General features: G+C 70.5%; 12 protein-coding genes. 6 read left to right on the forward strand and 6 right to left on the reverse strand.

The window, feature by feature from the left end:
• Positions 1 to 371: 371 nt before the first annotated feature.
• The 3 genes from D0D37_RS03070 to D0D37_RS03085 all read right to left on the reverse strand — a co-directional run bounded on the left by D0D37_RS03070 (position 372) and on the right by D0D37_RS03085 (position 3,357).
• Positions 372 to 1,544 carry an acetoin utilization protein AcuC gene (locus D0D37_RS03070; protein ID WP_116199055.1) on the reverse strand — a complete coding sequence of 391 codons (1,173 nt, stop codon included), beginning with the start codon at positions 1,542 to 1,544 and terminating at the stop codon, positions 372 to 374.
• A 58-nt stretch (positions 1,545 to 1,602) separates the two neighbouring features.
• Complete coding sequence (locus D0D37_RS03075) at positions 1,603 to 2,445, reverse strand: DJ-1/PfpI family protein (RefSeq protein WP_244223357.1); 843 nt, start codon at positions 2,443 to 2,445, stop codon at positions 1,603 to 1,605.
• A gap of 72 nt (positions 2,446 to 2,517) precedes the next feature.
• Positions 2,518 to 3,357 (reverse strand): sulfurtransferase, encoded by an 840-nt coding sequence (locus D0D37_RS03085; protein WP_116198967.1) that lies wholly within the window; start codon positions 3,355 to 3,357, stop codon positions 2,518 to 2,520.
• Between the two features lie 109 nt (positions 3,358 to 3,466).
• On the opposite strand from D0D37_RS03085, the gene D0D37_RS03090 reads away from it, so the two are divergent.
• The 3 genes from D0D37_RS03090 (at position 3,467) to galE (ending at position 6,441) form a co-directional block, all read left to right on the forward strand.
• On the forward strand, positions 3,467 to 4,189 hold the full coding sequence (locus D0D37_RS03090) for an iron-dependent transcriptional repressor DtxR (protein WP_116198968.1): 723 nt from the start codon (positions 3,467 to 3,469) through the stop codon (positions 4,187 to 4,189).
• The gene (galK, locus tag D0D37_RS03095) at positions 4,186 to 5,370 is read left to right on the forward strand and encodes a galactokinase (protein ID WP_116198969.1); all 1,185 of its coding nucleotides are present in this window, start codon (positions 4,186 to 4,188) and stop codon (positions 5,368 to 5,370) included. The genes D0D37_RS03090 and galK overlap by 4 nt, the downstream gene beginning before the upstream one ends.
• A 90-nt stretch (positions 5,371 to 5,460) precedes the next feature.
• Complete coding sequence (gene galE, locus D0D37_RS03100) at positions 5,461 to 6,441, forward strand: UDP-glucose 4-epimerase GalE (RefSeq protein ID WP_116198970.1); 981 nt, start codon at positions 5,461 to 5,463, stop codon at positions 6,439 to 6,441.
• Between the two features lie 821 nt (positions 6,442 to 7,262).
• Here the strand turns inward: galE and D0D37_RS03105 are convergent.
• Positions 7,263 to 8,375 carry a DUF4192 domain-containing protein gene (locus D0D37_RS03105; RefSeq protein WP_116198971.1) on the reverse strand — a complete coding sequence of 371 codons (1,113 nt, stop codon included), beginning with the start codon at positions 8,373 to 8,375 and terminating at the stop codon, positions 7,263 to 7,265.
• Positions 8,376 to 8,576: 201 nt separating this feature from the next.
• On the reverse strand, positions 8,577 to 9,428 hold the full coding sequence (locus tag D0D37_RS03110) for a M23 family metallopeptidase (RefSeq protein WP_116198972.1): 852 nt from the start codon (positions 9,426 to 9,428) through the stop codon (positions 8,577 to 8,579).
• 90 nt (positions 9,429 to 9,518) lie between these two features.
• Between D0D37_RS03110 and D0D37_RS03115 the strand changes: the two genes are divergently transcribed.
• Together D0D37_RS03115 and D0D37_RS03120 are read left to right on the forward strand one after the other, a co-directional pair.
• On the forward strand, positions 9,519 to 10,655 hold the full coding sequence (locus D0D37_RS03115) for a sensor histidine kinase (protein WP_116198973.1): 1,137 nt from the start codon (positions 9,519 to 9,521) through the stop codon (positions 10,653 to 10,655).
• Positions 10,652 to 11,293, forward strand: a complete 642-nt coding sequence (locus tag D0D37_RS03120; protein WP_116198974.1) for a response regulator — start codon at positions 10,652 to 10,654, stop codon at positions 11,291 to 11,293. The genes D0D37_RS03115 and D0D37_RS03120 overlap by 4 nt, the downstream gene beginning before the upstream one ends.
• Here the strand turns inward: D0D37_RS03120 and D0D37_RS03125 are convergent.
• Positions 11,269 to 12,999, reverse strand: coding sequence for a Xaa-Pro dipeptidyl-peptidase (locus D0D37_RS03125; RefSeq protein WP_425266893.1), 1,731 nt, complete (start codon positions 12,997 to 12,999; stop codon positions 11,269 to 11,271). The genes D0D37_RS03120 and D0D37_RS03125 overlap by 25 nt on opposite strands.
• Positions 13,000 to 13,123: 124 nt before the next feature.
• Here D0D37_RS03125 and D0D37_RS03130 point away from each other — a divergent pair, with 124 nt between their 5' ends.
• Positions 13,124 to 14,641, forward strand: coding sequence for a DUF4139 domain-containing protein (locus D0D37_RS03130; RefSeq protein ID WP_116198975.1), 1,518 nt, complete (start codon positions 13,124 to 13,126; stop codon positions 14,639 to 14,641).
• The last annotated feature ends 1 nt before the right edge of the window (position 14,642 follow it).

Here is a 14,642-nt window from a genome sequence, read left to right on the forward strand (position 1 = left end):
CCCCAGCATCGCCCGTCGTCCGGTCGCCGCCCGTCGCCCCGCTGCCATTCATCGCCCACCCCCGCTCATCGCTCGGCCGCCACCCGTCGCCCAGCCGCCGCTCATCACCCCGAGTTCTCCAGCTGGCGCAGCCCATTCGGAAGCCGCGCGTCCGCCAGTCGCCGGGTTCGCGGCCGAAGCCCTGCCGGATGCGCCCGGCTCGCCGCTCCGCGCGGGTCCGCCCGGTGCGCCGCCCTCGCGGTGCTTGGCGTGGGCAGCCGATCCGAGCGTTCCGGTGCCTTCGGGATTCTGCGCTCCTGGCCCGCGCGTCGTGCGGCGGGCACCGGGGCCGGGGTCGCCCGGGCCGGGATGGCGAGGCTGGTCGGGCATGGTCAGTCCCTCGGATCGTCCGGGTCGAGGCCGTGCAGCGGGAAGATCGCGCGGCGGGTGTCGCGAATCGAGATGTCCACCGGGTCGTCCGCGTCGTCGCCCCACGGTTTGAAGGCGGTGTCCTTGCCGTCGGTCATCGCGGCGGGGAGGTCGGCCGCCGGGGCGGCGCGTTTGACCGTCGAGACCCAGCCGGACGGGAGCGGCGTTTCCGGCGGGACGTCGCGGTCCAGCACGGTCGCCATCAGGTGCGTCCACGAACGCGGCACCACGCGGATCAGCTGGTATCCCCCGCCGCCGACGGCCAGCCAGCGGCCGTCCGCGTAGCGCTCGGCCAGGTCGCGCAGCGTGGAGTAGATCGTGCGGTGGCCGTCGACCGACAGGGACATGTCCGCCATCGGGTCTTCCTCGTGCGAGTCGACCCCGCACTGCGTGACCAGCAGCTGCGGCTGGAACTCCTGCAGCACAGCGGGAACCACCGCGTCGAAGGCCCGCAGCCATCCGGGGTCGCACGTGTGCGGCGGCAACGGGATGTTGACCGCGGTACCAGCCGCCTTGCCCTTGCCGACCTCGGCGGAGTAGCCGGTGCCGGGCCAGAGCGTGAACGGGTGCTGGTGCATCGAAACGGTGAGGACGCGCGGGTCGTCGTAAAACGCGGCCTGGACGCCGTCGCCGTGGTGCACGTCGGTGTCGACGTACGCGATGCGGTCGAAGCCGTGGTCGAGCAGCCACGAGATGGCGACCGCGCAGTCGTTGTAGACGCAGAATCCGGACGCGTGATCGCGCATTGCGTGGTGCAGCCCGCCCGCGATGTTGACTGCCCGCCGCACCTCGCCGTCGGCGATCTTGCGGGCGGCGAGCAGCGTCGAGCCCACGACTAGCGCGGTCGCGTCGTGCATTCCTGGGAACACGGGGTTGTCGTCGGTCCCGAGCCCGTGCCCGACGTCCCACCCGACGTTCGGAGCCTCCCGCACGGCGGCCAAGTACTCGGGCGCGTGCACGCGCAGCAGTTCCTCGTCGCCCGCCGCAGTGGGCACCAGCAGTTCGACGCCGTCGAGCACGCCCAGCTCAGTAGCGAGCCGCACCGTGAGGTCGAGCCGGACGGGGTTGAACGGATGTTGCCCGCCCAGGTCGTACTTCAGCAGCGACGGATCCCAGACAACTGCAGGCGACGACATGCTCCGCACTGTACTTCCCTGCCGCGCCCCGAGCCGGGTTTCCGCGGCGGCGCCGAACTCAGCCGCGCGTCCAGACGACGCCACGCGCTTCGTACTCCAGCATCTCCTCCAGCCCGGCCGCCGCGTCGGCGCCGAGTTCCCGTTTCACCAGCCACAAGGCCAGGTCCAGCCCGCTCGTGATGCCGCCCGAGGTGACCACGTCGCCGTCGTCGACCACCCGGGCTTTCTTCACTACCCCGCCCTGCTGGACAAGCGTCTCGACCGCGCCGTGGTGTGTCGTGCACGGACGTCCGCGCACCAGTCCGGCCGCACCGAGCAGAAGCGTGCCCGTGCAGAGCGACGCCAGCGTCAACCCTTTGCGCGGCGCAGCGGCGAGCGCGTCCGGCAGCACCCGGCGGTCGATCTCCGCCCAGATGCCCGGCCCTTTCCGTTTCCCGTAGCCGCCGCCCGGCACGACGATGATGTCGGCGTCCTGCGGGGACCAGCCTCGCTCGACCTCCACCTTCGTCCCGTACGCCGCCCGCACGACGCCCGGTCCGTCCACACGCACGTACGAAACATCCGTGCCGCGCTTGGCATGCATGCCCGCCGCGGAGAACACCTCGTACGGACCGGCGAAGTCCTGCTCCTCGACGCCGTCGAACAACACGACCTGCACGCGCAACGGCCGCCGCCCCACCGCTGCCTCGGTCACCGCCGCCGCCTCGCTCGTCGCCGTTGCCGTTGCCCCGCTCGTCGCCGTTGCCCTGGTCGTCGCAGCAGCCCCGGTTGTCCCCGCTGCCCCGGTTGTCGCAGTAGCTCCGGTCGTCGCCGCGGCCTCAGCCGGTACCGCCGCCGCGGACGACGCCGCCACCGCCGCTCCGGCCGCCGCCGACCTGCGCAGGAATGTCCTTCGCTCCATGAACGCCGCCTCTCGCCGGGAAAGCCCTTCCGGACGAGAAGTCGGCCCGCAGCACCGAAAGTTCCGGTGAACTCAGCCGCGTTCGGGCCCGGTGGCCGCGGGACGCTCCGGATCGCGCGACCAGTGCGACCACGACCCCGCGTACAGCGCGGCCGGCTCCGTTCGCCCGGCCACCTCCAGCGCGAGCACCACCGACGACGCGGTGACGCCCGAACCGCAGTAGGCACCCACCGGAACCCCGTCGGCCAAGCCCAGCGACGCGAACCGCTCGGCAAGCTCGGACGGCGACCGCCAGCGTCCGTCCGCGCCCGCGTGCTCGGACGACGGCGCGCTGACCGCGCCCGGGATGTGCCCGGCCCGCGGATCGACCGGTTCGGTCTCGCCGGTGTAGCGGACGTGCGCCCGCGCGTCGAACAGCACGCCTTCGCGCGCGAGCGCCGCCGCGTCGTCCGCCGACAGGACCGGCATGCCGCCCGGCCGGACCTCGATGTCGCCCGGCTCCGGCGAGGGCGCCTCAGTCGTCACTTCCTGCCCTTCGGCAAGCCACGCTGTGTAACCGCCGTCGAGCACCGCTACCTCCGAATGGCCCGCCCAGCGCAGCAGCCACCAGGCGCGCGCGGCGACCGAACCGTCGGCGTCGTCGTACACGACCACCGGGCGCCCTGCCCGAACGCCCGATTTGCGCAGCTCACGCTGCAGCACCGCCGGGTCCGGCAGCGGGTGGCGGCCACCTTCTCCGGGCGGAGCGGCCAGCGCGGTGTCGAGGTCGACGAACACCGCTCCGGGAACGTGTCCGTCCTGGTAGGACTCCGCTCCCGGCGGTCCGCCGAGCCGCCAGCGGACGTCCAGCACGACGGGACGTTCGCGGTCGGGGAACGCGGCGAGCTCAGCGGGCGGGATCAACGGTCGCATGGCCCCATCCTGCAGGTCCGGACGCGGTTCGCGCATCAGGGCAGGACTTTTCGCCGGGGCCGGGCCGTTACGCCGAGGCGGGCCGTCGCTGTCGGGGCCAACGACTACGATGAGCTACGCGGACGAAGGGGACAGCGTGAACGATCTCATCGACACCACCGAGATGTACCTGCGTACCATCTACGAGCTCGAAGAGGAAGGTGTCGTCCCGCTGCGGGCCCGGATCGCGGAACGCCTGCAGCAGAGCGGGCCCACCGTGAGCCAGACCGTGGCCAGGATGGAGCGCGACGGACTGGTCGTCGTCGCCGACGACCGGCATCTGCAGCTCACCGACCACGGCCACGACCTCGCCGTCGCGGTCATGCGCAAGCACCGGCTCGCCGAGCGCCTCCTCGTCGACGTCATCGGCCTCGAGTGGGAGCACGTGCACAACGAGGCGTGCCGCTGGGAGCACGTGATGAGCGAGGCCGTCGAGCGCAAGCTGGTGAAGCTGCTCGACCACCCGACCACGTCGCCGTACGGCAACCCGATCCCCGGCCTCGACAAGCTCGGCGACGGCGATCCCGCGCCGCGCGCCGAGGACGCCCTGGTGCGTCTCGACGAGTTCGCCCGCACCGGCGGCGGCGAGGTGGAGATCCGCCGCATCGCCGAGCACGTGCAGCTCGACGAGTCGCTGCTCACCGAGCTGCGGACGGTCGGCATCGTGCCCGGCGGGCTCGTCACGGTCGGCAAGGCTTCCGGCGGCAGCGTGACTGTCGAGGTCAAGGGCACCGAGACCACGGCCCAGGTGTCCACCGCGGCGCTGCACGCCGTGCTGGCGCTCGCCAAGTGACCCCGGCGACCGACGCGGCGCGCGCGTTCCGGGAGGTCCACGGGCGGGCCCCGGCAGGCGTGTGGTCCGCGCCGGGCCGGGTGAACCTGATCGGCGAGCACACCGACTACAACGACGGTTTCGTGCTGCCCTTCGCGCTCCCGCACCGGCTCGCCGCGGCCGCGTCCCCGCGCCAGGACGGCAAGCTCCAGGTCGCCACCCTCGGCGACGACGGGCAGCTGCAGCATTCCGGGCCGCACGACATCGCCGCGCTCGAACCGGGTTCGGTGCCCGGATGGGCCGCGTATCCCGCCGGGGTGGCGTGGGTGCTGCGCGACCAGGGTTTCACCGGCGGTGCCGACCTGGTCGTCGCCGGCGACGTGCCGTCCGGGGCCGGGCTTTCCTCCTCTCACGCGCTGGAATGCGCGGTTTCGCTGGCTTTGCTGGGCGTGGCCGGGGTCGAACTCGAAGACGGCGGAGCGGGCACCCCCGCGCGTCCGGAGATCGCGCGCTGGGTGCAGCGGTCGGAAAACGACTTCGTCGGCGCGCCCACCGGGCTGCTCGACCAGACGGCGTCGCTGTGCTGCGAAGACTCGCGGGTGCTGTTCCTCGACGTCCGCTCGGGCGAGATGGAACAGGTGCCGTTCCCGCTCGGCGAGGCCGGGCTCCGGGTGCTGATCATGGACACCCGCACCAAGCATTCCCACACCGACGGCGGCTACGGCGCGCGGCGGCGCGGCACCGAGCGCGCGGCGGAACTGCTCGGCGTGAAGGCGCTGCGCGACGTCGCGCTCGACGGCCTCGACGAGGCTCTCGCGCAACTGCCCGCGGATCTGGTTCCGCTGGTGCGCCACGTGGTCACCGAGAATCAGCGGGTGCTCGACGTGGTCGCGTTGCTGCGCGAGAAGAAGCTCGCCGAGATCGGGCCGTACCTCGACGCTTCGCACGTGAGCATGCGCGACGACTACCGCATCTCGACGCCCGAACTGGACCTCGCGGTCGACTCGGCCCGGTCGGCCGGCGCACTGGGCGCGCGGATGACCGGCGGCGGGTTCGGCGGCTCGGCGATCGCGCTGGTCCGCGACGAGGATCTGGACGGAGTTCGCACCGCGGTCGAAACCGCCTGCGAGCAGGCCGGGTTCCGCCGTCCGCGGATGTTCACGGCAGTGCCGTCGCGCGGCGCGGGCCGCGACGAGGCCTGATTTCCGGAGCAACCCCCGGAGCGTCCGGCACGTCGCTCTGAGGGGAGACTGTGCCGCAGAGCCGGCGCCCCTCAGCAGAAAGGCCTTGACGTGACGGACCAGCAAAGCCCCCTGAAGCTCATCGTGACGGGCGGCGCGGGGTACGTGGGCAGCGTGTGCGCCGCCCGCCTCATCGAAGCCGGTCACCAGGTCACCGTGGTGGACGACCTGTCGACCGGGCACGCGGACGCGGTGCACCCGCAGGCGCGCTTCGTCGAGGGCGACGCCGCCGAGGTCGCCGCGGACCTTCTCGGCGAAGGTTTCGACGGCGTGCTGCACTTCGCCGCGAAGTCGCTGGTGGGCGAGTCGATGACCGACCCGGCGAAGTACTGGGAAGGCAACGTGGTGACCTCGCTGCGGCTGCTGGAGGCGATGAAGAAGCACGGCACGCCGCGCCTGGTGTTCTCCTCGACCGCGGCGGCCTACGGCGAGCCCGACGTGTCGCCAATCCCGGAAACGGCCCCGACGCAGCCGACCAACACCTACGGCGCGTCGAAGCTCGCCATCGACCACGCGATCACCAGCTTCGCCCGCGCCCACGGCATCGCCGCGGTCAGCCTGCGGTACTTCAACGTCGCCGGCGCGTACGGCGCGTTCGGCGAACGGCACACCACCGAAACTCATCTCATCCCTCTCGTCCTCCAGGTCGCGACCGGCGACCGCGACCACATCTCCATCTACGGCGACGACTACCCGACGCCCGACCACACGGCCGTCCGCGACTACATCCACGTGGTCGACCTCGCCGACGCCCACCTCCTCGCCCTGCGCCACGCCGCCGCCGGCGAGCACCGCATCTACAACCTCGGCAGCGGCACCGGGTTCTCGGTGCTGGAGGTCGTGGAAGCCTGCCGCCGGGTCACCGGGCACGCGATCCCCGCCGTGGTGGCCCCGCGCCGCGCCGGCGACCCGTCGGTGCTGGTGGCGTCGAGCGACAAGGCCAACGGCGAACTCGGGTGGACGCCCAAGCTCACCGACCTGGACGGGATCGTCTCGGACGCTTGGCAGTTCACCCAGTCGCGCCTTTCCTGACGGCGGTTCCGGGCCGGGTTCTCGACCGTGGCGGCAGGCCGCGGGCGGGGTTCTCGATCGTCGCGGCGGACGGCGGACGGGGTTCTCGATCGTCGCACCGCGCTCCGGGCCGGGTTCTGGACCGTCGCGGCGAGCGGCCCGGACCCTCGATCGTGGCACCGCGCTGCGGGCGGGGTTCTCGATCGTCGCGGCGGACGGCGGACGGGGTTCTCGATCGTCGCACCGCGCTCCGGGCCGGGTTCTCGACCGTCGCGGCGGACGGCGGGCGGGGTCTGGTCCGGCATGGTTTTCCGGTGTGGGGCGGGGATCCGGACGGGTCCCCGCCCCACACCGTTTCGGCGAACACCTCTCGGATGCGCCGGGCAAAGTGCCGAAAGTCCGATTAGGACTCGCCGGTCTCACGCCGATGCAAGGCAACTGGCGGTATCCGGCTCGGACACGTCCCGACGGGACGGCGAGGACCCGCCGGACGACCAACTGCCCGCGCTGCGGCACCGAGGCGAAGACTGGCCAGAGCACGCCCGGCACGAGGCCGAAACTCGGCTCGCGGGTGCACCGCCGCCGAGTCTCAGATCGAGTCACGCCCTCGCACGCCGTTCCGGCGAGTCGCAAGATCCCGCTCACGACCGGCCACGGCCCCAGCACGCCGTTGCCGCGATTCGCAAGATTCCGCTCACGACCGGCCTCGGTCCCGCAGCGTGTGTGACGGGCGGAGTTCGGCTCAAGCCAAGCCATACCGGCGAAATGCCGACGGCTTCGCTTCGCAACCTCGCCCCCACAACGGCACTGAGACGCGCTGAGCATAACCCCGGCGGCGGCGGTCATCTCATTCCCCGCGGCGGCTCCGATCTTCGCCCAGGGCCCGGCTCGGCAGCACTCCCGAGTTCCGGCGGCGGAGCGAGCCCGAGATCCACCGCCGTGCTGAAGTCGGCGAGACCGGTCAGTTTCGCCGGATCCGTGCCGATGTTCCAGGCGGTCTGCAGCAACTGCGCCACCAAATGGTCAGGATCGGCCTCGACAGCGTTCGCCAGCGCCATCCCGGCGAGCGCGCCTTCCCCGCGCATCAACGCGGTGTAGCCGAGATGGAGCGCAGCCTCGGCACGATGCGGCGGAGGCAGTTCCCGGACCAGCGTCAGCCATACCTCCTCCGCCTCGCGGGTCAGCGACGTGTGCGGCGGGACGGCAAGGGCCATGCAGGCATCGCGAACGGGGTTGAACATCAGTGCGTGGGCCAGCCGAACGGCTTGGTCGTCGTCGGGCGGACCGGCACCTCGGCGCTGGCGGAGGAACGCGTCGCGGAGTTCGGTTACCGCAGCGTCCAGGACATCGCTCTGCGACATGCCGGGGCTGTACAACGGTTCTGGGGAAGATGCCAGCAAGTCGGCGCGGCGGGAGATCGCTTCCGGGGAGCGGGGTTTCAGCACTGCGGCCAGTTCTTCGCGGCTGCGGAAGACCACGAAACCCGCTTCCGTGGTCGCGGCGGCGATGACGGTTTCCTGGGGATCAGGCAGAACGCCGCTGCAGTCGGGGTCCGAATAGCACGACCACGGTGCACCGGGTTCGACCTCGGGTGTCCACAATGCATGGAACAGGCGAAGGTCGTTTTGGGCCAACACCCGTTTCAGCTCGGCGACAAGTTCCGCATGCGGTGGACCGTTTTCGTCGGGTGAACCGCCGATGACGATGACGGTGACGCCGTTGTGCTCGGGGTCGGCGAAGCGCGGGATCAGCGCATCCGCTTGCTCTGCTTGGAGTTCTCGCGGCGGAAGGTCGGCGCGCAGCATGAGGCCGATCGTGGTGCCGGGGACGCGGTGGCCCAGCAGCACAAGCGAATCAGCCGGACGGAAACCGAGCAGGTACGGGAGGGAAGCGATGAGGTCGGCCGGGTTGCGGAGGGTGGCCCGGGAGATGCCGGGCGGCGTCGAGGTGGTCACGCCTCCACTGTGCGCCGGAAAAGCGCGAATCGGGACGAACACGGCAAATCTGTGGAGGCGGCAGGCAGTTGTGGACAACCGCGTCACCGGCGGAGACGACCGGCGGGAATTGTCGGTGGGGTGTGCATTGACCAGCACTGTCCACAATAGACAGATGCTGCCGGAGCCAGTCAAAAGGCTCCGGCAGCACCCGTAAAAACCTCAGCCGCAGTGTTCGAACGGGCTCGTGTATGACGACGAGCCGACCGAACCGCCCCATTTGACGCACGTCGAACCGGCGCTCTTCTTCACCGGCCCGGCATAGTAGGTGAAGTTCCCCGAGTCCGTCGCCCTGGTCGAGCCCTGCACCTCCAGGAACGCCGAGACCGCGCTGGCTGTCCCCAGCGAAACCGCCTTCAGGGTCGTCACGCAGTTCTCTTTGGAGGACGAGTTGTACAGCAGGTACGCGGTACCCGCCGTCCCCAGTGCCTGCTGGTCGATCACCGAGAAGCCCGACCCGCACACCTGCGTCGCCGAGTACGGGTTGCCGCCGCAGCCGTTCTTGCTCGTGAAGTCCTTCTTGCCGTAGTAAGGCACCGCGACGCCGTTCAGCACGGCCTTCTGCGTGACGCCGTTCAGATTCTCCTCGAAATGCAGATGCGGTCCGGTCACCCCGCCGGTCGCGCCCGCCTTGCCGATCTCCTTGCCCTGCCCGACGCTCTGGCCCACCGAGACTTCCTGCTCGGACAGGTGCGCGTACCGGGTCCGCCAGCCGCCGCCGTGGTCCAGTTCGATCCAGCGGCCGTAGCTGGTGCTGCCCTCGTTCGCGACGCGCGTGACCGTCCCGGGCGCGGCCGCGAGCACCGGCATGCCGGTGATGCCGGACTTCTGGAAGTCGACCGAGTTGGCCGGGTTGTGGCCGCTGAAGGTCGCCGCGGTCACCGTGACGCCGCATTTGAACGGCACCTGGAAGTTGGGGGCCGCGGACGCCGTCGACTGGGCGGCGAGCGTCAGGCCGCACGCGGGCAAGGCCACCGCGGCCGCGACCGCCGCGAACCGTCTCAATCTGGACATGGGGCGTACCTCCTGGTGGGGGAAATGTCCGAGCACCTCCAGCCAAGCCCGAGCCAGTACATTTTCCGTACAAGACGACGGGGAGGACCCATGGCCACACCGGCGGCCTCGCTCGCCCGGGCCCGGCGGCGGTTCGAGGGCGCCGACTGGGTGCGCTGGGGCGTGCTCGCCGTGCCGCCCCTGTTCGCGATCCCGAACGCGCGGCCGTGGGCGTGGCCGCTGATCGGGCTGGTCCTCGTGCTCTCCGTCCCGGCGCTCTGGCTCACCCGCGAGTCGAAGCCGCGCTGGCTGATGCCCGTGACCATGATCGCCGTGGTCGCGGCGGCGGGAGCGCTCTGGATCCTTCAGCCGAGCAGCTGGACCTCGACGACGATGTTCGGCGCGGCCTTCTACACCCTGCGCGTGAGCAGCCGGATCGCGGCGGCTGTCGCGCTCGCCGTGGCGTCGGCGGCGATCCTCATCTGGTCGATCGCCTACGACCTCGACTGGCTGAACGCGGTCGCCCTCTTCGCAATCCTCGTCGTGATGGTGCTGCTCGCGGCCAACCGCCGGGGCCGCGAGGAACGGCTGGAACAGACCGAACTCGCGCTCGCTCGCGCCCAGACCGCCAGCGAGGAGCACGCCCGCGCGGCCGCTCTCGCCGAACGCGCGCGCATCGCCCGCGAGCTGCACGACGTCCTCGCTCATTCCCTCGCTGGTCTCGCGCTCAACCTTCAGGGCGCGCGTCTGATGCTGGTCCGCGACGGTGCGAGCGAAGAGTCTCTCGCGCAGATAGAACGCGCGCAGAAGCTGGCGACAGACGGTCTCGCCGAAGCACGTAAGGCCGTCGCCGCGCTGCGCGAAGACGCCGTACCCGTCGAGCGTTCGGTTTCAGACCTTCTCGCCGCGTACAGGCTCGACACCGGCTCTCGCGCCGACTTGGTGATCGAAGGCGAACCGCGCGAGCTAGACGCAGCTGTCGGCACCACGCTCGTACGCGCCGTACAGGAAGCCCTCGCGAATTCGCGCAAACACGCGGGCGGTCCCGCCGTAGACGTGACGGTGGTCTTCAACAACGACGAAGTCGACTTAACGATCATCGACCACCAAGGCCGTCGTCCGCCGGAGCCGCCGTCGCCGGGATACGGTTTGCGGGGCATGGGCGAACGGGCCGCGCTGTTGAACGGGAAGCTCGAATGCGGCCCTGGGGAGGACGGATGGCGGATTCAGCTGACGGTGCCAGCGTGACGCTGCGCGTCGTGCTGGCCGACGACCAGGCAGTGGTGCGCGAAGGGCTCGTAACGCTGCTCGGGCTCCTGCCGGGCGTCGAGGTCGTAGGCGCAGCGGCAGACGGCGTACAGGCTCTCGAACTTGTCGCGGAGCACCAGCCGGACGTACTGCTCGTCGACCTGCGCATGCCGAACCGCGACGGCGTCGAGACGACCGAACTGGTCCGCGCACAGCATCCGAAGACCGAGGTCGTCGTCCTCACCACGTACGCCGACGACGATTCCCTGCTCGCCGCGCTCAAAGCAGGCGCACGCGGGTTCCTCACCAAGGATGCCGACGCAGACGCGATCGTCCGCGCGCTCCGCTCAGCGGCCGCGGGTCAGTCCACTGTGGACGGCGCGCTCCAGCAACGCCTGGTAGCAGCCGCGACGAGCCGCGCACCGGTACGCACGAAGGAGCTGGAAGGCCTTACCGCGCGCGAAGTCGAGGTGCTGCGGCTGATCGCGGCCGGCCTGTCGAACACGGAGATCGCGCGCGCCCTCGTAGTCAGCGAGGCGACGGTGAAGACGCACGTCAATCACCTGTTCTCCAAAGCTGGCTTGCGCGACCGCGCCCAGGCCGTCGCGTTCGCCTACCGCGCCGGGATCGCCGAGTAGAGCGCCTTCTTCCCGCCGACGATCGGCAAGGTCACCGTCGTCCCGGTCAGATCCAGCGACAGCCCGGTGCCCGGCTTCGGTCGCAGCGTGAAGTCGTGGTCGCTGGAAGCCAGCACGAACTCCAGGCTGTGTCCGGCCGCCACGATGTAGTCCTTCGGCATCAGCGAAACCTCGATGCGGTACCGCTGTCCGGGCGTGATCGGCGACGTGACCGCCGGGCTGACCCGGTTCTGCGGGTCCGTCCAGCCCCGGCTGATCACGTGGGAAGTGCCGTCCGGCGCGCGGTCGAGCAGCACCGCGGTCACGTTCGCGGCAGGACGGTCGAACGACAGCCGCAATTCGGCTTTCGCGGTGCCGGACAGCCGCACCGGCTCCTTCGTCACGGGAGTGCGGTAGCGCAAGCGGTTCCCGGACGACGCCGCGTCGGCGAGCTGTTCGATCTTCTGGCTCGCGTCGTCGGCCAGCGTCTCGACGGTCGGCCGGCCCGGCACCGGCTGCCGGTCGAGTGCCCCGGTCGAACGCCCGCCCGGCCACGGGTGCAGCTCGACGTCCGAGGTGCCTGGAGCGGGCCAATCGGCCTCGTCGACCCACGACTTGTCCTCGCGCTGAATGGTCGCCTTCGGCTCGCGCTCGATGCCGTTGTCGACGCCGTAGAGGTAGTGCGACATCCACTTGTTCAACGTCGTGAGCCAGACGTCGCGGCGCAGCGAAATCGGGTCCGCGTGGCCGGATTGGTGCAGCCAGATCTTGTGCTCGACGCCGTGCTTTTTCAGCGCTTCGTACCAGGTGGCGACCTGTTCGGTCTTCACGTTCCAGTCGTTCAGCCCGTGCACCGCGAGCACCGACGCGTGCACCTTCCCGACGTCGTCGCGGTAGTTCCGCACGTCCCAGAACTGGCTGTAGTCCCCGGTCAGCCGGTCCTGCGACGCGGTGAGGCCGTCGATCACCGGACGGCAGACCTGCTGGTCAGCGCGCGAGTAGACGTAGCCGGCGAGCACGTCCGTGTCCTCGCCCTGGTATCCGCCGGGAGCCACGACGGCGCCCGCGTTGCGGTAGTAGCCGTACCAGCTCGAAATGGCGGCGATCGGCACGATCGTCTCGAGCCCTTCGACGCCCGTGCTCGCCACGGCGTTAGGCAGCGTGCCGTTGTACGACACGCCCATCATGCCGGTCTTCCCCGTGCTCCAACTCGCCGCGACGGGCGCTCCGGCCTGGTCGTGCGCCTCCGCGCGACCGTTCAGCCAGTCGACCACCGAGCGCGCGCCGATCGTCTCGTTCACGTCGCCGGTCGTCGGACAGCCGGTGGACAGCCCGGTGCCGAGGGATTCCCCGTACACGACAGCGAATCCCCGCGCGGTGAAGTAGTTCTGGTAGCTCCAGCCGATCGGCGCCGCGACGTGCGGCCCTGGCACGTACAGCTCGGTGTCGACGTCGTGGTTCGGTACGTCGTTGCCGCCCGCGAAGTACGGGCTCGCTTCGTACACGACAGGCACCTTCATGCCCTGCTCCGTGGCGCGCGGACGCACCACCTGCGCGTGTACGAGGTCAGGCTTGCCGTCATGGTCGCTGTCGACCGGCGCGGTGACCCAGACGTCCTCGCGGATGACATCAGCCGGATCGAAGACCGCCTGTACTTGACCATCGGTGAAGACCGGCGCTGGTGGCGAAGCAGCTTCAGCGACCGCGGGCACGGACAACGTGGCCACTGCGACGAAAACGGCAGCGGCCCGAGCGGCAACTCCCACCAGAACCCCCAAGCTGGACGAAGCAGGCGAGCAAGTTGAGACTTCCGCCAACCGCAAGTCGCGTCAACCGACTAACGTCGGAGCCATGGACGCACCGATAGTCACGGTCACGGTCTATCCGCAGAACGCGCGCGTCACCCGTCGCTGTCAAGTCACTCCCGCCGACGGTTCCCGCGTAGAGATCATGGGTCTCCCCCTGTCGCTCGACGCCGCTTCGGTGCGCGTCAGCGGCGCGGGCGACGCGTTGGTCACGGGCGTCGACGTCGCGTACGCGCAACACGCCGCGCCTGCCGACCCAACCCTGCGCGCGCTCGTGGAGCAGCGTCGCACGGACCAAGCGACTGTCGACGAGGTCGCGGACGACGAGAGCGCTGCCGCGGCGCGCGTCGACCTGTTGACCGGCGTCTCGCGACGCAGCGGAGCAAGCTTCGCGAAGGCGTTGGCCGGTGGCGACGCGGAACCGGGACGCGTCCAGGAAGTGAGCGAAGCGCTCAGCACGCAGTTAGCCGTGGCACTCAAGGAACGTCGCGCGCTCGCCACGAGGCTGGAGCGGCTGCGCGAAGACCTCGCTGCGCTAGACCGCCAGATCGAAACTCGCAGCGCACAGTCCGAACAGGACAGTTCCACCATCGTGGTGGAGCTGGAATCCCCTGCCACCGCCGAAATCGAACTGTCCTATGTGGTCCCCGGCGCGCGCTGGGAACCTGGGTACGACGTCCGCGTACGCGGCACTGACGTCACGGTCACCTCGTACGGACTCGTCAGCCAGCACACCGGCGAGGACTGGCCGGAGTGCGAGCTGACGCTGTCCACCGCCCGCCCGGCGAACACTGTCGTGATCCCGGAACTCCAGCCCTGGTACCTGGACCGGCAGCAACCAGAACGACGCTCGATGGTGCCGCCCGCGCCCGCTGCGATGGCATACGGCGGCGCGCCCGCCGGTCGAGACGGCTTCGCCGCGCACCTCTCCCAGGTGGAGCAAGGCACCACCGCGGTCACCTTCCGCCCGGCCCGTCCGGTCGCGATCCCGTCCGGCGCGCAAGGCCACCGCACGACGCTCGCGCAGCTGGATTTCACCGCGGAGCTGGATTACGTGACCGCGCCGACGCAGGCCGCGGAGGCCTACTTGCGCGCGAAGGTGGTCAACACCGGCGAGCACACGCTTCGCGCCGGTCGCGCCGCGGTGTTCCACGAGGCCGAATTTGTCGGCAGCACACAGCTGGAGCTGTGGGCTCCCGGCGAGGAACGCGAACTAGCGCTGGGCGTGGACGACCGGATCCGTGTCGAACGCGAACTGGTCAAGCGCAGTGCCAGCAAGGCGACGTTCTCCACGCAACGCCGCCGCGAAGCGGACTACCTAACGACGGTGACCAACCACAGCCCGCGCGAAGCCGTCGTGGCCGTGCTCGACCAAGCCCCGGTTTCCCGGGACGATTCGATCACCGTGCGGGACCTGCGGCTCAGCCCGGAGCCGGTCGAGCGCACCGAACTGGGCCAGTTCACCTGGCGGCTCACGATCGCGCCCGGGGCGTCCGCGACGGTCTCGCTCGGCTACCGGGTGGACGTCGCGAAGGGCGTCGAACTCAGCGGCTGGCGCGAGTGAC

The organism is Amycolatopsis circi (genome assembly GCF_003385235.1).
GTDB lineage: Bacteria > Actinomycetota > Actinomycetes > Mycobacteriales > Pseudonocardiaceae > Amycolatopsis > Amycolatopsis circi.

Excerpts from the sequence above, each read along its gene's own strand:
- D0D37_RS03070 (WP_116199055.1), bottom strand. The coding sequence starts at position 1,544 with ATGTCGTCGCCTGCAGTTGTCTGGGATCCGTCGCTGCTGAAGTACGAC.
- D0D37_RS03075 (WP_244223357.1), bottom strand. The coding sequence starts at position 2,445 with ATGGAGCGAAGGACATTCCTGCGCAGGTCGGCGGCGGCCGGAGCGGCG.
- D0D37_RS03085 (WP_116198967.1), bottom strand. The coding sequence starts at position 3,357 with ATGCGACCGTTGATCCCGCCCGCTGAGCTCGCCGCGTTCCCCGACCGC.
- D0D37_RS03090 (WP_116198968.1), top strand. The coding sequence starts at position 3,467 with ATGAGCTACGCGGACGAAGGGGACAGCGTGAACGATCTCATCGACACC.
- D0D37_RS03110 (WP_116198972.1), bottom strand. The coding sequence starts at position 9,428 with ATGTCCAGATTGAGACGGTTCGCGGCGGTCGCGGCCGCGGTGGCCTTG.
- D0D37_RS03115 (WP_116198973.1), top strand. The coding sequence starts at position 9,519 with ATGGCCACACCGGCGGCCTCGCTCGCCCGGGCCCGGCGGCGGTTCGAG.
- D0D37_RS03130 (WP_116198975.1), top strand. The coding sequence starts at position 13,124 with ATGGACGCACCGATAGTCACGGTCACGGTCTATCCGCAGAACGCGCGC.